General features: G+C 66.4%; 23 protein-coding genes. 4 read left to right on the forward strand and 19 right to left on the reverse strand.

Going from position 1 to position 21,698, the window contains the following annotated elements; all coding sequences use genetic code 11:
- Window positions 1–241: 241 nt before the first annotated feature.
- From ACR2MZ_RS04100 to ACR2MZ_RS04155, 12 genes are all read right to left on the reverse strand, one after another.
- Entirely contained in the window at window positions 242–769 is a 528-nt protein-coding gene (locus ACR2MZ_RS04100) for a hypothetical protein (protein ID WP_434003798.1), read from the reverse strand.
- 22 nt (window positions 770–791) lie between these two features.
- A complete protein-coding gene (locus tag ACR2MZ_RS04105) occupies window positions 792–2,402 on the reverse strand; it encodes a hypothetical protein (protein WP_434003799.1) in 1,611 nt (536 codons plus the stop codon).
- Entirely contained in the window at window positions 2,392–2,802 is a 411-nt protein-coding gene (locus tag ACR2MZ_RS04110; protein ID WP_434003800.1) for a hypothetical protein, read from the reverse strand. The genes ACR2MZ_RS04105 and ACR2MZ_RS04110 overlap by 11 nt, the downstream gene beginning before the upstream one ends.
- A complete protein-coding gene (locus ACR2MZ_RS04115; RefSeq protein ID WP_434003801.1) occupies window positions 2,802–3,728 on the reverse strand; it encodes a hypothetical protein in 927 nt (308 codons plus the stop codon). Before ACR2MZ_RS04115 ends, ACR2MZ_RS04110 begins: the two co-directional genes overlap by 1 nt.
- A gap of 27 nt (window positions 3,729–3,755) precedes the next feature.
- On the reverse strand, window positions 3,756–4,682 hold the full coding sequence (locus tag ACR2MZ_RS04120) for a type II secretion system F family protein (RefSeq protein WP_434003802.1): 927 nt from the start codon (window positions 4,680–4,682) through the stop codon (window positions 3,756–3,758).
- Window positions 4,682–6,106: a CpaF/VirB11 family protein gene (locus ACR2MZ_RS04125; protein ID WP_434003803.1), complete on the reverse strand. Its 1,425-nt coding sequence runs from the start codon at window positions 6,104–6,106 to the stop codon at window positions 4,682–4,684. Before ACR2MZ_RS04125 ends, ACR2MZ_RS04120 begins: the two co-directional genes overlap by 1 nt.
- Entirely contained in the window at window positions 6,106–6,888 is a 783-nt protein-coding gene (locus ACR2MZ_RS04130; protein ID WP_434003804.1) for a nucleotide-binding protein, read from the reverse strand. The genes ACR2MZ_RS04125 and ACR2MZ_RS04130 overlap by 1 nt, the downstream gene beginning before the upstream one ends.
- Entirely contained in the window at window positions 6,885–7,541 is a 657-nt protein-coding gene (locus ACR2MZ_RS04135; protein WP_434003805.1) for a hypothetical protein, read from the reverse strand. Before ACR2MZ_RS04135 ends, ACR2MZ_RS04130 begins: the two co-directional genes overlap by 4 nt.
- Before the next feature lie 101 nt (window positions 7,542–7,642).
- Complete coding sequence (locus tag ACR2MZ_RS04140) at window positions 7,643–8,149, reverse strand: TadE/TadG family type IV pilus assembly protein (protein WP_434003806.1); 507 nt, start codon at window positions 8,147–8,149, stop codon at window positions 7,643–7,645.
- The gene (locus tag ACR2MZ_RS04145; RefSeq protein ID WP_434003807.1) at window positions 8,146–8,577 is read right to left on the reverse strand and encodes a TadE/TadG family type IV pilus assembly protein; all 432 of its coding nucleotides are present in this window, start codon (window positions 8,575–8,577) and stop codon (window positions 8,146–8,148) included. Before ACR2MZ_RS04145 ends, ACR2MZ_RS04140 begins: the two co-directional genes overlap by 4 nt.
- Before the next feature lie 29 nt (window positions 8,578–8,606).
- On the reverse strand, window positions 8,607–9,314 hold the full coding sequence (locus ACR2MZ_RS04150; protein ID WP_434003808.1) for a hypothetical protein: 708 nt from the start codon (window positions 9,312–9,314) through the stop codon (window positions 8,607–8,609).
- Between the two features lie 432 nt (window positions 9,315–9,746).
- Complete coding sequence (locus tag ACR2MZ_RS04155; protein WP_434003809.1) at window positions 9,747–10,496, reverse strand: hypothetical protein; 750 nt, start codon at window positions 10,494–10,496, stop codon at window positions 9,747–9,749.
- Between the two features lie 269 nt (window positions 10,497–10,765).
- On the opposite strand from ACR2MZ_RS04155, the gene ACR2MZ_RS04160 reads away from it, so the two are divergent.
- Window positions 10,766–11,941: a sensor histidine kinase gene (locus ACR2MZ_RS04160; protein ID WP_434003810.1), complete on the forward strand. Its 1,176-nt coding sequence runs from the start codon at window positions 10,766–10,768 to the stop codon at window positions 11,939–11,941.
- Complete coding sequence (locus ACR2MZ_RS04165; RefSeq protein ID WP_434003811.1) at window positions 11,938–12,591, forward strand: response regulator; 654 nt, start codon at window positions 11,938–11,940, stop codon at window positions 12,589–12,591. The genes ACR2MZ_RS04160 and ACR2MZ_RS04165 overlap by 4 nt, the downstream gene beginning before the upstream one ends.
- Window positions 12,592–12,627: 36 nt before the next feature.
- Here ACR2MZ_RS04165 and ACR2MZ_RS04170 read toward each other — a convergent pair whose 3' ends face one another.
- Window positions 12,628–13,002 (reverse strand): cupin domain-containing protein, encoded by a 375-nt coding sequence (locus tag ACR2MZ_RS04170; protein ID WP_434003812.1) that lies wholly within the window; start codon window positions 13,000–13,002, stop codon window positions 12,628–12,630.
- Between the two features lie 150 nt (window positions 13,003–13,152).
- Here ACR2MZ_RS04170 and ACR2MZ_RS04175 point away from each other — a divergent pair, with 150 nt between their 5' ends.
- Together ACR2MZ_RS04175 and ACR2MZ_RS04180 are read left to right on the forward strand one after the other, a co-directional pair.
- Window positions 13,153–13,833, forward strand: coding sequence for a DUF2306 domain-containing protein (locus ACR2MZ_RS04175; RefSeq protein WP_434003813.1), 681 nt, complete (start codon window positions 13,153–13,155; stop codon window positions 13,831–13,833).
- A gap of 301 nt (window positions 13,834–14,134) precedes the next feature.
- Window positions 14,135–15,316 (forward strand): VTT domain-containing protein, encoded by a 1,182-nt coding sequence (locus tag ACR2MZ_RS04180; RefSeq protein ID WP_434003814.1) that lies wholly within the window; start codon window positions 14,135–14,137, stop codon window positions 15,314–15,316.
- 86 nt (window positions 15,317–15,402) lie between these two features.
- On the opposite strand, the gene ftsH is transcribed toward ACR2MZ_RS04180, so the two are convergent.
- From ftsH to ACR2MZ_RS04210, 6 genes are all read right to left on the reverse strand, one after another.
- Window positions 15,403–17,352 carry an ATP-dependent zinc metalloprotease FtsH gene (ftsH, locus tag ACR2MZ_RS04185; protein WP_434003815.1) on the reverse strand — a complete coding sequence of 650 codons (1,950 nt, stop codon included), beginning with the start codon at window positions 17,350–17,352 and terminating at the stop codon, window positions 15,403–15,405.
- A 255-nt stretch (window positions 17,353–17,607) separates the two neighbouring features.
- The gene (locus ACR2MZ_RS04190) at window positions 17,608–17,778 is read right to left on the reverse strand and encodes a hypothetical protein (protein WP_434003816.1); all 171 of its coding nucleotides are present in this window, start codon (window positions 17,776–17,778) and stop codon (window positions 17,608–17,610) included.
- Window positions 17,779–18,877: 1,099 nt separating this feature from the next.
- Window positions 18,878–19,759: an LLM class flavin-dependent oxidoreductase gene (locus ACR2MZ_RS04195; RefSeq protein ID WP_434003817.1), complete on the reverse strand. Its 882-nt coding sequence runs from the start codon at window positions 19,757–19,759 to the stop codon at window positions 18,878–18,880.
- Window positions 19,752–20,753 carry a PHP domain-containing protein gene (locus ACR2MZ_RS04200; protein ID WP_434003818.1) on the reverse strand — a complete coding sequence of 334 codons (1,002 nt, stop codon included), beginning with the start codon at window positions 20,751–20,753 and terminating at the stop codon, window positions 19,752–19,754. Before ACR2MZ_RS04200 ends, ACR2MZ_RS04195 begins: the two co-directional genes overlap by 8 nt.
- A gap of 50 nt (window positions 20,754–20,803) precedes the next feature.
- The gene (locus ACR2MZ_RS04205) at window positions 20,804–21,271 is read right to left on the reverse strand and encodes a hypothetical protein (protein WP_434003819.1); all 468 of its coding nucleotides are present in this window, start codon (window positions 21,269–21,271) and stop codon (window positions 20,804–20,806) included.
- Window positions 21,235–21,627 carry a phage holin family protein gene (locus tag ACR2MZ_RS04210; protein ID WP_434003820.1) on the reverse strand — a complete coding sequence of 131 codons (393 nt, stop codon included), beginning with the start codon at window positions 21,625–21,627 and terminating at the stop codon, window positions 21,235–21,237. The genes ACR2MZ_RS04205 and ACR2MZ_RS04210 overlap by 37 nt, the downstream gene beginning before the upstream one ends.
- Window positions 21,628–21,698: the final 71 nt, after the last annotated feature.

A 21,698-nucleotide genomic window follows, 5' to 3' on the forward strand; every position in this document is an offset into this window, starting at 1 on the left:
CCTGAGATCGAAAGCGGCGACGCGTTCACTGAACTCAGCGGTGGCGGCATGGATGTGAGCGGCCAGCTCGCAGAGCGCGTGTGCTTCCGGCTCGTCCGCGGGGTCGTTGCAGAGCGGCCCTTCCATACCTGTATTGTACCAAACGCATGTTCGATGTGCAAGCTCTTAACCGGCAATCTGGACAGCTGAAGGACAGACCTTGACGACGCAGTTCAGCCAAGACAATCGGCATCGGACCGCTTTACCTTCCCAGTGCAAACGGCACGGGCACCGGCGCCGTGCCGGTCGTCCGGATCCCGACCCGGCGGCCGTCGTTGTACAACCGGCTCCAGCCCTTGCCGGTTGCGCGATCCTCGCTCGTTAGGCTCAGAGAGTCGAGCCTGAATCTGCAGCTCTCCCCGGCTGCGTCATCGCTGACGGAGCAGACACCCGTCATGTGACGGCCATTGAGAAGAGCGCTGGCGGCCGCCTTGACGCGGCCCCCCTGCACTGAGATGACCAGCGAGGCGCCGCCCGCCTGGTAAACGCCTGGTTCGGTAGCTGAGAGATGGTTCCCAGCCACGTCATAGCCATTGCTGTTAAGAGACACGTCAACTTGGGGCTCGCTTAGCGCCCACAGGCTCCCGGCACCGGCCGCGAGCAGCCCGACCAACGCCATCACCAGATGCCAGCGAACACCCCGCAGGCGGCGTCGCCAGGCTGCCCTCTCCCGCCGCAGCCGATGCCGACCTCCGACCGCGCCGACGGAGAGGTTCTGCCCCGAATTCACCTGCTCGCTCGGTGGTGCTTCCTCACCCGCCGGCCCGCTGCCGCGCCAGCAGGGCTCGGGCCACCGTCAGCGTCAGGTCGACATAGGACTGGCGGAGGTCGGCGGCGATCTCGACGATGGGGCGGCCTTCCACAATCGCGAGGGTGGCCTTCTCGCTCTTGGGGATTGCTACCACGGCAGTGGTGCGAGCGCGGATGCCGTTGAGCGCTTCGATCACCTTGGGATGGCGCCGCAGGCGGCGCTCAGTCGACTCGATGTAGGCGACCACAACAGGCTTGTTGGCCAGCGCCGGCTCAGCCAGGTATTCATTGACGCCGGCCAGCCGGTTGGGGTCGTCGGTGGTGGGCAGGATCACAAGGTCGGCCAGCTCCAGGTACGCGGCGCAGATGAGCCCCTCTGTCGACTGCAGGTCGGGCAGGCGGTTGGGCAGATCCACAACCGTGAGCACGTGTCGCTCCCGCAAGTAGGCGACGAAGCGCTGAATCTGACCGGGACTGTAGGCGGTAGCGGCCTGGCGATCCTCCGGGTATACCGCCAGCGCCGGCACGTTTCGCGCCCAGACCGGCGGTGGTGGCAGTTCAGCTCCGGCGCTGAGGGCCGCCATCAGGGAGCTCACAGTGGCGGCTCCCTCGGGAATGTGCATGCGACCCCACTGATCGGGATTGCCTGTGTTCTGGTCGACCACCGCGGCGCTTCCTGTGGTCTCGCCAAGCGCGTACCCGGCGACCTGAGCCACCGCCGCCGCTATCGCCGTTTTGCCCACTCCGCCGGCCCGGCTCACCACGGCGACCACTGCGTGCGGACTCAGGCTGAGGAGCAGGTCGCCGACGTCGCGGGGTATCTCGGGCCAGCGAGGGCCTGCCAGCAGCTGGCTCAGAGCGGCACCGACCCCAGTTGGCTTGGCGGGCATCGACGTTGGTAGCCGGCGGGCCCCCCCGACCTGCGGCTGGCTCGTGCCGAGCAGCGAAGCGCGCGAGAGCTGAGGGCCTGTTGGCGCTTCCTCCGGAGGCAGGTACGGCTGCGGGCCGAGCTCCGCCAGCGCTTGGAAGGGATCGGGCAATGCTTTGGCCGGCGGCGTCTCCTTCGAGCTGGCCCAGTCGGCTGCTGAAGGCGGTGCAGCCCAGGCGGAAGCTGTGCGCCGGCCACGGTCGGCGCCCGGCTTCATCATGTCGCTCAACCACCAGCCGCGATAGGGGACATCGCTGCGGAAGCTGTCGCGGCCTCTCACGCTGTGGTACTGCATGGCGAACTCCGCCAGTTGCATGGGGTGGTCCGAAACTGTCGCGATGGCGTTTTCAAAGCCCTGCCAGCGCGGCAGTTCGGCCGACCTTTGGACGCCCACGACGAAGTGCGCGTCCAAGCCCGGCAGGAAGCGTTCCAAGCCCGGCTCATCGAGCATCACCACGACCGGGTCGGTGATGGCGGGATTCTGTGCCGCCCACCAGCTGTCGAGATCGCCGCTGGCTGGACTGCGCGGATCGAGAAGCACTGCGCTGGGGTAGGGCAGGGCAAGGACGCGGACGGGTCGACGCGCTTTCTCGTTGATGCCGCTGCGCATGAAAGCCGCCATCTGCTCGGCTTCTGGACCGGGGAAGACCGTCAGGAAGGTGGTGTAGCGCTGCTCAGCGATCAAGCAGCCCCTTCGCCTCGGCCAGCGAGCCGCTCCCCAGGCTGACGGTGCTGGCGCTCTGGTGATGGCTCAGGCCGGCGAGCAGGATGAGGATGCCGACTGTCAAGACGGCCCCGCCCCAGAGCCGCTGTGGTCGCCGGGCGCTCACACCCGACGCGGCCATGCGCACGAGGCCGATGACTGTCCAGAGAAGGGTCAGGCCGACCAACACCCAGATGATGGCCTGGAGTGCGCTCAGCGTCTCGGTGAAGCTGGGATCGCGGCTAACCAAGAAGTCGGCCAGCTGACCCAACTGCGGCTGTCCGAGCACCGTCCAAGCGGCCGCGGCCAGGCCGAGTGCTACCAGCCAACGCGTACCCAGCTCCAACAGGCGCCCCGGGCGTCTGTCGACCCGCCGCTCCATCAGGGGAAGGCCTTGATGAACGTGATCCAGGCCCCGTAGCCGATCAGTGTGATGAGCGGCACGATCATCAGGCCCAGCGGCACAGCCTGGAGGAATCGCGACCGCTCTGACGCCGTCTGCATGGTGGCCAGCTTGCGCTGGCCCACCGAGCGGGCGAGGTTGGTGAAAACACTGCGGCTCTCCTGGCCCCGCTCCCCTATGCGGCGAACGCTGGCCGCAAGCAGGCTGAACATGGGCAGCTCGTATGCCTCACCGATCCGCTCGTAGATCAACGCTGTGCTCGGCGCCACGCGCCGGCCCAATACTCCCGCTCGATTACGATCCAGGTTGACCAGCTGCTTCCAATTCTCGTCCTTGAGCAGGCTCCAGAGGTACCCGTCCGACTGCGCGCGGGCCAGGATCTCCAGCGCCTGATCGATCGGGACTTGGGCGGTGTACGTGAGGATCGCCAGTTCGGTCATGGCCTCCGCCAGTCCGTTCTCGATGCCCCGGCGACGGCGGCCGGCGGCCACGCGCAGCATCAGCCAGCGGAGACCGAGCAGGGCCAGAGCGAAGAGGAATCCGTCCCAGATGGCCAGCGGGGCCATCCCCACCAGCAGCACGCTGAGCAGTTCCACTGCCAGAAAGCCCACCACCACTGCGAGGGCGAGGGCGAGGTTGCGGAGCGCCCAGGCCGTGCCCGATTCATTGCGTCCAGCCAGCGCCAGCAACCTCGGGATGTTGAAGGCGTCGTCGAGCTGCTTCACAAATGGCGCGCGTTCGCCCAGCCGCTCGGTCAGCGGACGGACATCCACAAATCCGTAGTGGGAGCCGATCTTCTGCCAGGCGGCAACTGGGGGAGGCGTGAGAACTCCGAGGCGCCAGATCAGAGCCAGCACGCCCGCCCCAGCCAGCAGTATAAGCATCGGCGCCAGCAGCAAGCTCATGCCTCAGACCTCGGATCGAAGTTGGTTTCAGGCATAGCGGCTTTCCATCCGTGCCTTCAGGCTGATCAGGTTCCAGCGGACTGAGCGTGTCCTCGGCGTCATCTGGCCGATCAGCCAGATGATGAACACGACGGAGAGCGCAATCAGGATCAGGACCAGCTGGCCGAGTGGCGTCGCGTAGGCCTCGCGGAAGGAGTCGACGCGCATTACCGCGAGGAAAATGACGCCCATGATCAGCACCACTATGTAGGAGCCCACCCTGGCCCCAGCGGCGATCGAGAGGTTCTTGTCTTGCAGCTCCAGATCCTCCATGTATTGAGGGATGAGCACCTGAGTCGCCTGGAGCACGAACGCCTCAGGCGAAATGTCCAGCGACAGCATGATGTCGGCGCAGATGCGGTTTGCGATAGGACTCGCTGCGCGGCGATCCAGCTCGATCAGCCGGTCGCGCAGCGAGAGCTGCGTATCCGCCAGCGGCAGGAGAAGCGAACGCAGCTCCGGGATAGGGTTTTGACCGGCGTCGCGCAGTGCTTCCTCCAGGCTCTGGTTCGACTGGCGGACGAGATCCACTATGTTGCGCGCCTGCTCGACCAGTGCGTGCTCGCGGCGCACCTTGCGCTGGTCGGCGATGGGACCGAGTAGGAAGGGCACCAGCACTGTGCCGCAGAGGATGCCGCCAATGATGACCACTGGCGTGCCGATCAGCACTCCGGCGGCGAGTCCGGCGAGTGCAGCACCAATCCGCAGAGCCCACCAGGTGCGCTCGCTCCAACCGAGCGCGAGGGCGCGGGACCGCTCTCTCTCGAAGTAGCTGCGGAGATGGCGATTGCTGGCAAGTGAGAACCGCCGGCGGGAGCTCCACCCCGCCAGATTCGCGGCCAAGAAAGCAGCGAGAGCCAAGATCAGCACGATCTGAGCGAAGAAGAAGAGCGGCGAGAAGATCACGGACCGCATCAGGGCTCGGGAATCTCCTGGCCCAGGCGCGAGCCGATTTTGAGCTTCAGACCGAGCGGCAAATCGGCAACGTAGCGAGTGCGCCGCTCGACGTGACCCTCGGGGACGCGCTGATAAAGCCACGTGTGCTGGTGCTTCAGACCACCCAGGGCGAGCACGCCGCTCAACCGGCGCTGGCCGTCGATGTTGTTCTGGCTCAGGTGCACCACCAGGTCGAAGGCGCGGTGCACCGCCAGCTCGGCCAGTTCCATGGAATTGCTGTTGTGCGAATAGTCAGGGCTCTTCATGACGTACTCAGCTGACCTGCGCAAGCCCTCGAACGCGTCGTCAGCGTGAATCGTGACCATCGAGCCGTCGTGGCCGGTGGAGGCGACCAGGCACACCTCAGCCATCGCCGCATCTCTGGCCTCGCCCAGGATGATGCGGCTGGGCCGCATCCTCAGCGCAAGCTTGGCGAGATCGCGCATGGTGAGTCCCGCGTCCTGGGAGTAGAGCGGCGGCACTGTGCAGAGGTGCTGGACCAGCGGGTGCCAGGGCTGGCCGTCACCGCGGTCAGTGTCCAAGTTGAGCTCGGCCGAATCCTCCAGGACCAGGATCTGCTCCTCCGGCGGCACCATCCCGCAGAGAACGCGGAGGAGGGTGGTCTTGCCAGTAGCTGTGCCGCCGGCGATGATGATGTTCGCCTTGCCGCGCAGGCTGGCCGTGAGGAACTCCGCCACACCACGCGGCATGGCGCCCTGCATGACGTACTCGTCAAGACTGTGCAGATTTGTCACGCCCTGCAGACGCATGGTGGCCACGAACGTCGTGTCACCGGAGACAGCGGGTTCCTGGATCACTGCCAGCCGCAGCACCCGGCCCAGGTTGGCCTCGGCAGCTGGGCTGCGGTCGCTGAGGGTCTTGTTGCCTTTGACTCCGGGGATGGCGAGAACCCGCTCCCGGAGGAAGTCCTGGACCTCCTGGTTGGTGCTGAAGGGATTGCCTAGCTGGCCGAGCCGGAATTTGCCGCGGTTTGTCGTGAGCAGCCACTTGTCCCAGCGATAGACGTGGATCTCCTCCAACCCGTCGACGAGATAGAGCAGCCTCGAGAGCGGGTAGAGCCACGAGCCCAGCACCATCGCCGCGCGGTGGACCTGGCGCCGGAAGTGCGGCTCCGTCGCCAGCCGGGTGGCGGTGCCGCCGTGCAGGCGGAAGTGGCCGGGCTGGTTCTGGGCCTGGTTGAGCAGCTCTTCAATCTGCTCCGGCAGGTGCTCTTCACCCCAGGCAGACGCCTTGAGATCACGTTCCCGCCGGATTTCGTACAGCTCGAGGGCTACCGCTTGGGCCGTGTCCTGGATCTGGTCGGCAACGTCGGGCCAGGGAATCTCCCGAATCTGGCCGGTCTCCTGGCCAAGCCAGTCCGCCGCCTGGTTCAACTGCCGCATCAGCCCGCCGGCTGGGGCACCGCCCGGGAGGCGGTTTCCAGCACCACTTTGGCCCTCTGCAAGATTTCCGCCTGGCGCACCACCGCCTCCCCAATCCCGGAGATGGGACGACCCTCATCCTCGGCCTTCAGGGCCCGCTTCTGATCCCAGGGAATGGTGGCTGTGATGCTGAGGCCGGGGAGCTGACTGGCGATTGCCTCCTTGACCTTCCGGCTCATCACGCCTGAGCGCGTGTCGAGAACTATGAGCTCGGCTTTGGGCGGATCGGCTGCCCGAAGCACGTCCAGGCTGCGGGCCAGCCGGACGGGGGCGTCCTGCACTACTACGAAGACACGGGCCGACAGGGCGGAGACTGCCTGCGCTTCCAGTCTTGGATTTTGCAGCAGCACGTGGGACCAGGCGCAGCCAAGGTCGAAGACGACAAAGTCATGGGCCAGCCCACCGAGGGCCTGACCGGTCATCAGCCGCCGAAGCAGATGGCTGATGTTGCTCCCGTAGATCTGATGCAGGCCTGGCACGATCTGGAGGCGATCGTCTCGGCTCGCCACGGCCTGGGCGAGCAGCATCTCTGAGGAGATCGCCCCTTCTCCGACGAGGTTGTTCATGCCCCGGTGGGCGGGGTCAATGAGGACGTGGTCGACTGCCGTGGAGGTGCCCGACATGTCGGCGTCGACGAAGAGAACCGTGTGCCCTTGGCCAGCAATGTCGAATGCGACCGCGAGCGCCGTCGACGTGACCCCCTGGCCATCTTTGGTGCCGACGAACGAGATCACATAGCTCATGGTTTCTGGACCGAAGGAGCCGCGGAGGGGCTGGGTGCCGGTCCTGGCACCGAACCGCCTTCAGAGGCGGAGCCGGCGAGTTGGCTGGCCGCTTCATTTAGCGCCAGGCCGGCGCCGCTGGGCACGCCGACGCCGCTGCTGCGGACCGCGAACAGGGCCGAGTTGTTCGCCTGCAGGGTGACCCAGGCGGCCTCATCGCCGGGCGGCACCCAAACCGTGGTCGGGTTCGGCTGCTCCACCACGAGGCCGCGGCCCACCTGGATCGTCTTGGTGCCCATCAGAACGTACACGTCGATCTTGTCGCCACGCTGCATCGGCGGCGCTGACTTGAACGTGAGGGGCACGAGCACTGACTGAGTCGGCATCAGGTCGTCATCGGACAGCAGGTGCGAAGCGGAGAGCCGGCTGGCCGCCCGCCGGTGGTCCCGAATGGGATCGCCCTTGTAGTACTGGACTGGATCGCCCGTGTCGGCAAGCTTCACCTGGTGGACATTGCTGCTGTCGAGAGCGGTGCCGGCGACTATGTCCTGGGTTACGGTCCAGGCAGTGTGGGTTGCTTTTGCCTGCACGGCGATCTCGAGGTAAACGGCGCCGATCACCGCCAGAAGTACAACGGCACCCCCGATTGTGAGGAGCAGGCTTCTTCGCGGCATGTCTATGGTTCTAGTGTCCTGTTTCCGATGGTGGTCGAGCAGGTTGGGGCAGGCAGCCGAAGGCTGCCGATCCGGGCGACGAGGCGAAGGAACGGGTGGAACTAGGAGGAGCGCATCCTCGATGCGTGACGACGACGGACCGGGCGCCGTGACGCGCGCATCGTCGTCCGGAGCCGCAAGATGCCGGCAACCACCGGAAGCGGGACACTTAAAAGCCTCCCTGGCTGCCACCGTTGGGTCGCCCTACCTGTGCAGGTCACGGAGCCGCCGGCGGCATAGCCGCCGCATCCCGCCAAGGCCTGCGGCTGGAGGTAGGTCGACTGGTGCAGAGTGCCGTTGTAGGTCTGCAGCGCGAACTCGCGGCTCTTGGCGCTGTCGTTGGCGGGAGCGGTTACGGCGGAGGCTGCGGCCAGGCTGGTGGCCGTATCCACATCGACGTAGGCCTGGGCGGTGACCATGACAAGCAGAAAGCCGAGGAAGAGCAGAAAGAGGAGGGGAAGCACGATTGCGGTCTCGACCAGAGCCTGTCCGCGCTGGTGGTGCCGTGCGATCGGGCCATCATGCTGTGTCAGGTGGCCCGCTCGGATGCAGGCCGTCAGGCTGGTCATCGGCTGAAGGTCTCCCGATGGAACTCGGCAGTGGCGTCCAGTTCCCAGGCGAGACCGATGAAGGCAAATGGGTTGTAGGGCCGGCCGCGGATGCCCACCATTACCAAGCCGGGATTGGCGGGATCAAGCGTCGAGCAGACGATCAATTCGCCGACCGCCGCTGCCCGCGGACTGGGACAGGGGGCGCCTGCGCGCGCGATCGTCAGTTTGCTGCCGAAAAGGACAGGGGCAAGCCGCCTTTGGATGATGGGCCCGGCGCTCTCCAGAGCTGGCCGGTTGGCGTCGAAGGGGTCTGTTCCGGCCGCAGCACGAGCGCCCGCCGCCGCGGCGGTGACGGCTGCCGAGCGCTGCACCGAGTAGAGCGCTGAGGAGAACACAGCAAAAAGAAGCGCCAGGAAGACTGTGATGATGAGCGCGAACTCGACCATTGACTGTCCGCTCTGATCTCGGAGCTTCATCAGGGTGAGGCGGGTGTGATCGGGATGGCTTCGATCTGGCCCACATATTGCGGGTAGTCAGGTGTGCTGATGACGACGTCGCCGAGGCCGCTGTCAACGTTCTGGTGGTGACTTCCGTAGGAATCGGTCCAGTACACCTCACCGGTGATGGCGTAGTGCTCAGCGGCCACCACATGGTACTTCTGGTCGGGGTGCCGCGCCTCTGAGATCTCCACGTACTGGTGGGCGGTCAGCTGGTTGTGCTGCCCGCACTGCGTCGGCGGGGTTGCGTTCGCCGTGTCGTTGTGAGGGTCGTCGAAATTCCAGGCGGCGCGAACGAAGGCGACATCGATCAGCAGCGTGTAATAGATCTGCCGGCCCTCCGCGTCGGGCGCACCGGCCACCGTCACCGAGAGCTTGCGATCGTCGGGAATGCCCTGGCCGTCGATCCAGAAACAGGTGGGAATATTGACCACGCCCTTGGTTGGCGGAGCGGAGCCGATTTGCCCCGCCTGCCCGTCCAGCTGGCCCCTGGCTTGAGCGAAATACGGCGCCCAATTCACTGCCTGAGGCGAGCCCGCCGCCGGCGGCGCCTTGCTCCAGTAGACGCAGGGGTTTGTGCCGCTGGTCGAATCGCACCTGCTCCGCCACTGGAAGTTGTTGTCCACGGAGCACAGCCACCCAGCCTGATCCGTGTGGTGCCAGGCGCCCGGGTAGTACCACTTCATGCTGGCGTCGTTCTCGCTGACCCTGTTTAGCGAATCCTGGCCACTAACAATCTTGAGACCGCCGCCGATGACATCGCCACGAGGCGGAGGTGACAGCGGTCGGCCCGTGTATCCGTCGCCAACCCAGTCCAGTTGGATTGCAGATTGCCAGCCAATCTCACATGGCGCACCTTCGGTGGCGTCGGGAGGAGCCGGCGGCGTGGTGTCATGTGGATCTCGACCGTTGGTGACCGTCGGAATAATCCTGGCCCCCCCTCTGCCTGGGCAAATCACGTAAGCGCCAGCTGATACCCGAAGCCCGCCTTCACCTCGTAGGACGCCAATTGAAGTGTTCACGCAGGCCGCCTCGCTGCCATTAGAAAGGGCAAATGCATTCGCTGGAGCCGTCAGTAGAACGGAAACAGCAACGATTAGGTAAGTTAGGTAGCGCATCTAGACGAGGCAGGTCTCCTGCACCGGATATTGCAAGCAGTCGTAGCTGCCAACCTCGTACCACACTCGGCCCAGGTCCGGGTCGTCACGAACCCGTCCGAACGAGAGAGTATAGATCCGCCTATCCGCGCCACTCGAGTGAAGAAGTTGGCTGGTGCCATCAGGCTTGACCAGATCAACGGTGTCGGGGCCCGCCAGCACATATACCCACTCGTAGGGCCCCACTAGATAGCCGCGTCCACGAGCTAGCTCAGCTACGACTTGACTCACGGGCACGATGCTCAAGCCTGCGAGCTTGATCGGCTCGATGCGCAATGTGCCACCCGCAGCCTTGGCGGAAGCCAACCATTGCAGCTCATCTCGGAAGCTGATCTGCTGTCCAAAATCCGGCGGGGCTAGGGCGTCACTCTGTAGGAAATCGGAATGGTTGTTCACGAACGCCCAGCGATACAAGGCAAACCAACGAAGGAGTGCCTGGCCGTCCTCCTGGACCTGAGCGTCGGGGACCTTGCCCCCCGTCTTGTTCGCGATCGGCACCTTGTCCAGCGGCAGGTTGGCCGGAGGGCAGGGAGTGATGCCTCGCTTGGCCAGGTTGGCGCAGTGGTCTACCTTGGGGGAGGCTGAGGCCGAGTAGGACCTGGACGGCTGGGGCGTCGTGGCAGCCGAGGGGGATCCGAGGCCGCACGCCGACAGGGCCATGAACCCAGCGAGCGCCAGCGCGACCGTACGAAGCGCACCCGGAGTGCCCATCTATGTCTTCCCCACCTGAGTCGCTGACCGCATTCTAGCCACGCCGGGGCCGAGTTGGAAGGGAAAGCGACGGAGGGTCGCCGCGACCCATTCGCATGCTCTGAGCGGCATGGGCCGAGCCTAACACGGGAAAAATGACACAGAGGCGGACATCGTAAGCGTCCGGTCAACGGTAGGCCTGGCTCCCCAGTCCCTCCCCCAAACTCCGATCCGAAGCGTCTCCTCCTTGCGGACGATGCGCATCACTCCTGAGACGGACGCCAGCGCCGATGGCGGCACCTATGGTGGGGTTGACCATGCTCGCCCGCCTCCAGTCGGTCACTGCTCCCCTGCGCCGGCTGGCGCCGCCCACCTTCTGGACGGGCTTTGCAGTCGTGCTGGCCCTCTACTCGCTCTGGTTGATCGACGCGTGGCAGCGGCCGGTGTACATCACCTTCTGCCTGCTGACCACGCTTCCCCTGGCTCTGACCTGGCGCTGGCCGGTCGCCGTCTGGGCGACCGTCGCGGCGGGCGCCGTCCTTGCGTCCATCGCCGGCGTTCCGGCGACGCCTACCGAGTTCACCGCCGGCCTGGTCGCCCTCTTCGTGCTGACGCAGCGGCACAGCCGGCTCCGCTCGGGCTCGATCGCCGCGGTGTTCGCGCTGGGAACTGCGTTCGTCCGCCGCCAGGTCAACGGCTTCGAGCTTGCCTTCGAACTAGCGATCGTGGCGTTGAACTGGCTGCTGGCCGGCTCGGTCCGCACCCATCGCGCGCTGGTCAGCGCTCTGGAGGAGAGAGCCCGATCGCAGGAGCAGATCCGCTCGCAGGAGATGCGACGCGCGGCGGCCGAGGAGCGGGCGCGGATCGCACGCGAGCTGCACGACATCGTCGCGCACAGCCTGGGCGTGATAGTCGTGCAAGCAACGGCTGGGGGGCGGGTCGTAGACGAATCGCCTGGCGAAGCGCGGGCGGCGCTCGAGGCAGTGGAGCGCACAGGTCGGGACGCGCTTGCCGACATGCGCCGGCTACTAGGAGTGCTGCGGGAGGACGGTCCCTCAGACCGTCAGCCGCAGCCCGGCCTGGACCAGCTGGAACCGCTGCTCGAGCGATTTCGCGCGGCCGGCCTGGACTTGACAGCCGAGATCGAAAGGCCCCTGCCATCCCTCCCGTCAGGCCTCGATCTCTGTGTCTACCGCGTGCTGCAGGAGGCGCTGACCAACTGCCTGAAGCACGCCCCCAGCCGCGCGGCTCGGCTGCACCTGCGCTCCAGAGAGGGTGCGCTGAATCTCAGTGTGTTCAACGACGGCGATCAGACCCCGGCCTCGCCGGGCGTGAACCGGGGCGGGCATGGACTCCTCGGGATGCGGGAGCGGGTGGCGATGTTCGGCGGCGACTTCGAGGCTGGTCCCGCTCCGGACGGTGGCTGGTGCGTCGCTGCCCGCCTGCCGCTGACGGTTGCCGCTTGATAAGGGTGCTGCTGGTCGACGACCAGGCGCTGGTTCGGGGCGGCTTCCGGATGATCCTGCGAGCGGAGCCGGACATTGAAGTTGTGGGCGAATCGGCTGACGGCTCACAGGCGGTGGCCGCGGTGGCGGCTCTCAAACCCCACGTCGTCCTGATGGACGTTCGCATGCCAGTCCTGGACGGGATCGAGGCCACCCGACGCATCCTCGGCGGCGACGGCGGAGCCAGGGTGCTGATCCTGACCACCTTCGACCTCGACGAGCACGTCTACGACGCGCTGGAAGCCGGCGCCTCCGGCTTCCTGCTCAAGGACATAAGCCCCGAGCAGCTGGCCCAGGCGGTGCGGGTGGTGGCGGGAGGGGACGCGCTGCTGGCGCCCAGCGTCACCCGGCGCTTGATCGGTCAGTTTGCGAGGCGGCAGCCGCCGCCTGATGCCGCCGCCCGGCTCAGCTCCTTGACCGAGCGGGAGCTGGAGGTGCTGCGGCAGCTGGCTCGTGGACTGTCCAACCAGGAGATCGCCCAAGCGCTCTTTGTCAGTGAGACGACTGTCAAGACGCACGTCGCGCACGTGCTGGACAAGCTCGATCTGCGGGACCGCGTGCAGGCGGTGATCTTCGCCTACGAGGCGCGACTGGTCGAGCCCGCCGGCTGACCGGAGCGCGCGGCTGCGGTCGCGCGGCCCAATGAGTTAGGCGCGTGTCGCCAAGGGGTCGGACACTGCAAGTGGCGGCCCGATGACGCTCATACCCGCCCCCCGGCCGATGTTCTGGAAGCAGTGGGGCGTACCACGGGGCACGAAAACGAAAGTGCCGGCCGGCGCGCCGCGCAACTCGGCGCCAAGCCTGAAGCGCAGCTCGCCCTCGAGCACATACCAAGCCTCGTCCTCGTTCGCGTGGGTGTGCAATGGCGGGCCATCGCCCGGCGCGATTGCGTTCTCCAGCGCCGTCAGTGCACCGTTGGTGTGCTGACCGCGGACCTTGAAGGTCAGCGGCCCGCTCGCCGGTCCCTGGATCGTGGGGCCCTCTCCCGGCCCCACGGCGAGCGGCAGTGCATCAGAGCTCATCGGTTCGTACACCTCTCTTGGTTAAGCCGTTTCAAACTGTCGACTGATCCTATCCGGCCGGGTGAGGCGGCGGTCTCGTCCCTGAGGACGAGGTGAAGATCGGTCGGCTGGAGGACGACAGGAGAGCTGCCGAAATCTAGCGTGCTTGCCATGAAGCACCGAAAGCTCTGGCTCACCATGACGATCCTGGCGCTGATGACCGCGGCTGCCTCGGCGCGTTACTTCAGCCTCAACCCCCAGGTTTTCATGACTCAGCAGCGCCTGACCTACATGGCCAATCTCACGCCACTGCTGCTGCACATCACCGGCGGCACAGTAGCACTCACCACCGGACCATTTCAGTTCCTCACAGGCCTCCGCGGCCCCCACCGGACGCTCCATCGTTGGCTCGGCCGGGTGTACCTGCTCGGCGCGCTGGCCGCCGGCGTCGGCGGACTGCTGATGGCCCGAATCGCGTTCGGGGGCCCGGTCGCTCGGATCGGCTTTGCGGTGCTGGCGCTGGAGATGCTGGGCGCGACAGCTCTGGCTCTCCGCGCCATCCTGCGCCGTCGGATCCCGGCTCACCGCGAGTGGATGACGCGCTCCTACGCTCTCATCTTCGTCGCGGTCACTTTCCGGCTGTTCTTGATCCCCACTGCCCTCGGCGCACCGTTCGCCCTCGTCTACGCAGCCGACGCCTGGCTTTCAACCATCGTCAACCTGCTGGTGGCGGAGGCGCTGATCCGTCGAGCCCGCAGACCCCGCACCAGTGGGGCTCGACCGCTGACAGGTAGTACGGAAAGTGCGCCGGCCGGCCGGCGAACGATCAGCTCGCCAACATCGGCCAGCTGATTGGGGCAGGCGCGGGTCCCCTAGGAGCGGCAAGCTCACCAGCAGGGTCGCTCAGCGTCAGCCTGTCGCGGGCTCCTCGCCCACCGCCGGAGTCGTGCAGCGGCCGGCCCGACAGCCTGCGAGAGGATGCTGGCAGGGGCCGGGAAGGCCCCACAAGAGGATCATGGTCGCGCGCGGTCCCCAGTTCGTGTGACGATGATCCACTAGAAATCGGAGTGTCGTCGCAGTAAAGAGCAACCACTGATCCCAGGAGGCGAGACCGCTGAGTTTCATCGAGGGCCTGCATGGCGCGGTCGCAATCGTGCTTCTGTGCTCCCTGCTCTTTGTTGAAGAGGTAGGCGTGCCGCTGCCGATCCCCGGTGAACTGACGCTGATTGCAGCCGGACTGCTCATCGCCACCGGAGCGCTCGACCCCTGGTTGTTCGCGCCGCTGGCGGTGGCCTCCTGCTTGACCGGCTCGTTGCTCGGTTACAGTTGGGCCCGCTTGGCGGGCGAGCATGGTCTGCGGGCAACCGCAGCCAGGTTCCACCAGACCAAACGGTTGGACCAGGTCACCGCCCGGCTTCAGAGGGCAGGACCGCGAGAGCTCGCCGTCTCGCGCCTGATACCGGGATTGCGCGTCTACACCACCCTGGTGGCGGGCGCAGTGCTGGTGGAGCGACGGAAATTCCTGCTTGGCATTGCGCCCGCGACAGTGGTCTGGGTGACCGCCTTCCTGGTCCTCGGAGTGGTGGCTGGAGTGCCAGCCGAGCGTTTCCTCGGGCAACTGCAGGGACTTGTTCTCGAAGGCGGAATCCTGATCTTGCTTGGTCTGGGCAGCTATGTGGCGATCCGACGGGTGCCGGAGCACAGCGTCATCGCCTTGGGCCGACTCTCCACCAGTCTGCGGGCACTGCTCGCTGCCGCGGTTGACATGGCCCTGATCGGGGCCGTTGTTGCCGGGGTGCTGGCGATCGTCCGCCCGCTCACCCCGGCAGGTGCCATCGCGGGGTGGCTGGACATCGTGGTGGTCGTGATCGTGATTGCGGCGTTCTACTCGGTGGCGACCCGGGCCGGCCGGCAGGCGACGGCTGGTGAAAGGCTGCTGGATGCCAGCTACATCACTCAAGGAGCAGAGAATGCCTCGCGCCAGAATCTGCGCACCGTGGCTCGTTCGCTGATGGACGGGGACGGGGACCGGCCTGAGAGTGACATCGGACGCACCGCCGCCATGTTCCGGGCGCTGGGCGATGCGAAGCGGCTGCGGGTTGTGCGGCTGCTCCTCGCTGAAGATCGCTCTTCTGAGGAGGTGGCAGAGGAGCTGCATCTGTCAGCTCCGGAAGCCACTTACGCCCTTCGAGAGCTTCAGCTGGCGGGCCTGACACTGGTTCAGGAAACCGCCGCGGGCCAGCGCCACGCCATCTCGAGCGACCAGATCCGGGTCGCCGTGCTGGAGATGCTCGAGGGCGCGCCCCCAGGCAAAGGTCTGGGGTCGCAGAACTAGTCGGGAAGCTCTGCCTACTCCCTTAAGGCCGTGCCAGCCCTGTGCCGAGTCGCCTGCTGCCGGCGGCTCGGCACGGGAGCGAATAATCAGTCGGGGTCGCCGGTGTCCCTGGGGTTGCGCGATAGCATGCCGGTCACTTCCAGGATCTCCTGCTCGTTGAGGGAGTCCTCGCGGAGCAGGGTTTGCGCCAGAGTGTCCAGCTGGGTGCGGTGCTGCGTCAGCAGCTGGCAGGCCTGCGCCATGCACTCCTGGGCGATCCGCTTAACTTCGGAGTCGATCATGAGGGCCGTGCCCTCGCTGTACGGGTTGTTCATCGCGAAAGGGCCGGGCTGGCCGTTTTCGCTGAAGTTCAGCGGGCCGATCTTCTCGCTCATGCCCCAGCGCACGACCATCTCGCGCGCGATCTGGGTGACATGATGCAGGTCGTTCTCGGCGCCGGTCGTCACCTCGCCGTAGACCAAGGACTCCGCCGCGCGGCCGCCCAGCGCACCGATGATGCGAGCCCGCAGGTACGTCTCACCGTAGTTGAACCGGTCATCCACAGGGCTCTGGACGGTGACGCCAAGCGCCATGCCGCGGGGGATGATGGTTACCTTTCGGACGGGGTCGGCCCCAGGCACCAAGAGGCCAAGCAGCGCGTGGCCGGACTCGTGGTAGGCAATCCGCTCGCGATCGACCCCACTCAGCATGATGTTGCGCTCACTGCCCAGCAGCGTCTTTTCGATCGCGTTCGAGAAGTCGGCTTGACCGACCGCAATGGCTCCCCTCGCCGCCGCAGCCAGTGCCGCTTCGTTCACGATGTTGCGCAGGTCGGCCCCGACCAGGCCAGGCGTATTCGACGCGATCGCGTCCAGATTGACGTCGGGCGCCAACGGCACATTGCGGGTGTGGATCTTCAAGATGGCAGCCCGGCCCCGCCGGTCGGGCGGCATCACTGTGACGCGTCGATCGAAGCGCCCCGGCCGCAGCAGGGCGGCATCCAGGACATCGGCCCGGTTGGTGGCCGCCAGCACAATGACGCCCTCGCGGGAGTCAAAGCCGTCCATCTCGGTCAGGATCTGGTTCAGGGTCTGCTCCTGCTCGTCGTTGCCGCCGAGCCGGATCGTGCCCTGCCGGCTGCGTCCGATGGCATCCAGCTCGTCGATGAAGATGATCGCGGGGGCCGCTTCGCGCGCCTTCTTGAAGAGGTCGCGCACGCGTGAGGCGCCCACGCCGACTATGGCCTCGACGAACTCGGACGCCGACATGCTGAAGAAGGGCACCTTGGCCTCACCCGCGACCGCGCGGGCGACCAGCGTCTTGCCGGTTCCGGGTGGGCCGATCAGCAGCACACCCTTCGGCACGGTCCCCCCCAAGCGCTGGTACTTGAGCGGCTCCCGCAGGAACTGGACCACCTCCACCAGCTCCGTCTTGACCTCCTCGATGCCTGCCACGTCTGCGAACGTGGTTCCCGGCCGCTCGGGATCGTAGAGGCGCGCCTTGCTCTGACCGAACTGCCCCAGAATCCCGCCGCTCGTGGCCCCCGCCATCCGCCGCATCACAAACAAGAGCAGGAGCACTATCAGCAAACCGGGCCCCAGGCTGAGCAGCAGCGTCTGCCAGAAGGGCGGCTGCTGGTTGGGGTCATTGACGTTGATGGTCACGTTGTTTTGCTCCAGCAGCGATTCCAGCCCGGGATCGGCGAAGGCGGGCAGCACTGTGGAGAAATGCGTCGCTTTGTCGGAAGCCTTCGGCGTTGCGCCGATCGCCGTCTTGGTTGTGCCAGTGATCACCGTGCCGGTGCTTGTGATGCTGATCACGTTCCCGGCGGCGACCTGCTCTTTGAAGACGTTGTAGGGGATCGTCACCGACTTCGGCGGTTGCGGCGCGAGGAGGACGTTGGCGATGAAGATGTTGACGCCGAAGATGATCAGGAGTGTGATCCAGAACCGAGCCGAGCGCAGCTGGCTGGAGGCGTTCGGTCCTCTCGACTTGCCGGGCCGATTTGGAGGAGGGCTGCCCGGTGGGCCGGGCCCGGTGGCGGGTTGGGTCGCCATGCGAAACCCAGCTTAGAAGGTCGTCCTCCGGCGGACGCCGGGGCAAAGCGGCCTGGTCAGGAAAACCGCTGGCGTGATGCTCCGCGATGCATTCAGCGCAGCGCCGGCATCACCTCAGCTGCGATCCGCTCCAACGCTTCGCGGTCGTCAAGGAGCAGGGTCTGGAAGCAGAACTCCTGCAGTTGCCAGATCCGTTGACAATGACTTATGGACCGGCTTCATCGCGCCAGAGCTCGTGCACCGCGACCCTCCAGCCTAGTCCTGAGATGCAGCACGAACGCCAAACCGGGAGGCTAGGCGTCTCCGCCAGCCGCCGGCCCAGCCGGCGACCGCTTTCGGCAGCGGGCGGCTGACCACAAAGCCGATCAGCGTCAGCAGTGCACCCACCACCGGGAGGCTGAAGGGATAGCCAGTGGCTGCAGGCATGGTGGACTGGCAGTCAAGCGGAGCGGCGTCGCCCTGTATGCACACCAGCGGCCCGGCCGGGCCCTCGCAGGTCTCGATCCGACTACCCAGCGAGATGCACGAAAACGCATTCGGCCGAAGCGGGTCTGGGGCTGACAGCGAACGTGCGTCGGCAGGTGTCCGGGGGCCCGACGCGCCTCCGGCAGGCGCCGACGTCCGACGGGTGGTCGTCGTTCCAGCAGTGCCCGGCCTGGCCGAGCCGCCCGGAGTCCCACCATCTGTGGCCCCCGGGGCGCTGGAGTCCGTCGAACCTTCGGAGGGAGCCTGCCCCGGGTCCAAGGGGGAGGTCATCCCGGGAACGTTTCCCGGTGCCCCCGGGACAACTTGCGCCGGCGGCGGCGACACAGGGGGAGTCGGGACCGGCGGCGACACCGAGGGAGTCGGGACTGGGGGCGGCGTCACGCGCGGAGTCGGAACTGGGGGCGGCGACGCTGCGGGAGTTGGTACCGGCGGCGGCGACACCGGAGGAGCCTGCGCCGCCACTATCGGCACACCCAGACCGGAAACCGGCGCCGGCACCCCCGGCGCGTCGGCGGCAGGCAGGGCCAGCCCGACGATACATCCGACTCCGGCCAAAGTCGCCCGGCTGGCGAGCGATCGGAGCTTTGAAGTCCATTTGTACCGCAACGTCCGCATCTCCTTTCGGGCCCGGCGTCGGCGCCCGATAATCCCGTCAGCCGAAGTAGTCAGGTCGATTACTTGATAACGGTACCCACCGAAAGGGGGTAATCGCATTGGTACATTTGTCCTAGCTGCGGGGACATGCAGCCGCCCTCTACCGGCCCACCGCAAACGGCACCTTCATGAGCGGATCTTGATGAAGGGCGGCTTCAGCCCGGCGTTGAGGAATTAGGCCAACTCGTACCTCCGCAGGACGCCCTGGACCTGACATGCCGCGTTTACAGGTGCATGCTTCCGCGAAATCTCCCGGGCACCCGGCCTGTCGCCGTGATGACGGGTGAGTCCAGCAGGGCCGCCGGTGGTCCGCCGGCCATGCCAGCTCAGGGATGTGGGCCGAAGGCCACTCAACCCGCGTTGGGCGCTGGAATTGAGACCGGTCTCATTGGAGAGCCGGCATCACTTCTTGGGCGATCAGTTCCAGCGCTTCGCGGTCGTCAAGGAGCAGGGTCTGGAAGCAGAACTCCTGCACCCCAGCCTTAATGAAGGGCCGCAGCTGGGCCACCGCCTCCTGGGGCGTGCCGACCAGGCGCCTCTCGCGCAGCTCGGTCAACACTTCATCAGGCGACTTGTCAGGCCAGCCGCGCACCTTGCCCATGGCGACTGCTCGCTCGCGCAGCTCCGCGTCGTTGCGCCCGAGCAGATAGCCCAGCATCAGCGAGCGCCTGATCTCGCTCGGCTCCCGGCCGAGCTGCCGGCAGTGATCGTCCAGCAGCGCTGACTTCGCCCGGTAGCCCTCGACGTTGAACTCCATGAAGTTCCACTCCGAGGCGAACCGAGCCGCCAGCGGAATGGTCCGCTTCGGACCGCCACCGCCGATCAGGATGGGCAGAGGATGATCGGCCAGCGTCTGCTGGATCCGGTCCAAGCCTCGCTCCAGGTTGTCGAAGCGCTCCCTCTGACTGGGGAACGGGATCCCGAAGGCCTCGTGCTCAGCCTGGTACCAGCCGGTACCCACTCCGAGCAGGACCCGACCTCCGCTCAGCTCGTCGACCGCCCGAGCCGTCCGGGCCAGGATCGCCGGGTGATAGAACGTCAGCGGGCTGACCATGGGCGCGAGCTTCAGCCGCTCGCTCCATTCAGCGGCCAGAGCCAGCGCCGGCCAGGCGGACAACGATCGCGTCGGCTGACCCATCACCGAAAAGCAGTGGTCGCTCGTCCGCAAGCTGGCGAAGCCCAGGCGCTCGGCATCGCGCACAATTTGCCGCCAGCGCGGCCAGTCCAAGCCCTCCTGGGCCTCGATCATCAATCCCACTTCAGCCACGCTGCAACACCTCCCGCAATTGGGCCAACGGCAACCAGTTCAGCATCCGCTCACTGGGAATGCCCGCGCGCCGAGCGCTCCAGAGCCCAAGCTCCGGGTAGACCAGTTCGTCAGGATGGTGCGCGTCTGAGTCGAAGCTGAAGTCGCAGCCCAGGCCCAGCGCCAGCTTGGCGTGCTCCACCGAGAGATCCATCCGAGCTGGATCGCAGTCGATCTCCATCACCACGCCACGCTGCGCGGCCAGCTTGAAAACCGCGGCAAAGTCGTACTGCGCTCCCGGCCGCGATCCCGGTCGGCGTCCTGTCGGATGCCCCAGCACATTCACGTGGGGGTGGCTCACCGCCCTCAGCATTCGCTGAGTCATGGCCGCCGGTTCCTGGCGCAGCTTGATGTGCGGGGACACTATCACGATGTCCAGCGCGGCCAGCGCTTCGTCGGGCAGGTCTAGGGAGCCGTCCTCCAAGATGTCCACCTCGCAGCCCTGCAGCACAGTCAGGCCATCCAACTCGGGGTTCACGTCGTCGATCAGGCGGCGCTGCTGAATGAGACGCTGGGGATCGAGACCGTGAACGATGGTCAGACGCGGCGAGTGATCGGTGACCGCCAGGTACTCATAGCCGCGCTTGGCCGCGGCCAGCGCCATGTCGATGAGGGTGGCTTTGCCGTCCGACCAGTCGCTATGGGTGTGGAGATCCCCGCGATAGCCTGCCAGGTCGAGGCCCGACGCGGGCTCGTCTGAGTCCTGCTCGCGCAACCGGGTCAGGTAGGGACTGGTGCCATGATCGACCAGTTCGGCGAGAGTGCGGGCGATGCCAGCGCCCACCGCCGGGATCGAATCCAGCCGGTTCTGCTTGCGCAGCGAATCCAGATCCGGCCGCTCATTCAGCAGCGCCGCCGCCGCCTTGCTGAAGGCACGAGCGCGGTAATGGTCCTCTCGTTCGCGGAGCAGGTAGGCGATCTCAGCGAGCTGCGAAGCTGCCTCCTCAGCGCGCATCGCCCGGACCCCTCACTGCCGGGGACAGGCCAGCCCGCAGGCCGGCCCGACTATTGATCCCGGCTGGAGCGCGCCGCCCTGAGCGCGCGGCTGAAGAACTCTCCTGCGGCGGCGGTGGCGGCTGCCTGCACTCCCCGAACCACCATCTTCTCGGTCCTGGAAGGCTCCTGCTTCTTGCCGACCTGGTTGTCGTTGACGTATAGGCGCATCGGCGGAACCTTGCGGCCGACGGTCTCGGCCAACGTCTGACGCGCGTGCGCCACATCCTTTACCAGACCCGGAGGCAGCAGCCGTGTCACGCGCTCGCGCTTGGAGAGCGGGCGGCTGTAGCGGTAGATGATCAGCGCGCCGACCGCTGCCACGCCGATGGCAGCGCTCGCGATGGCCGCGATGAGCAGTGCTTGGCGGGCCCGGTTGACCTGCTTCTGACCGCGCTGGCGCAGCTCGATGATCCGGGACTCGATCGCCTCCCGGGTGGCGCCTATCTCACGTTCGATCTGATCTGTCGCAGCACCCACTCTCTGGTCTCCTTAAGGTTGGCAACTGAACGCAACTCGGCCGGCTTCGGAATCACCAGGCGGGACTTTCCAACCAGGGCCAGGATCGCTCCCACCACGAGGTAGACGGCGCAGACTATGAGCCCCGCCAGAGCTGTGTTCACCAGCCAGGCCGCCAGGAAGGCTATCCCGACAAGCAGGCCGAAGAGCACCAGCAAGCCGCCGCCCACGAGCAGGCCGACTGCCACACCGTCGCGGGCGGCAAGCTCCTTTCCCTCCATCTTGGCCAGCGCGATCTCCTGCTGGATGAGCCGCTGAGCGTCCCGCACCACGTCCTGGGCGAGATCGGTCGATCGGTCCTCTGTCACGTTCGCCATCAGGGGAAGTGTACGAACTGAGCGCTGCTCCGCGAGCCCTGGATTCCGAGTTCGCCGCAAACCGATTGCCG

Origin of the sequence: Candidatus Dormiibacter sp. (genome assembly GCF_050999135.1) — a bacterium.
GTDB lineage: Bacteria > Chloroflexota > Dormibacteria > Dormibacterales > Dormibacteraceae > Dormiibacter > Dormiibacter spiritus.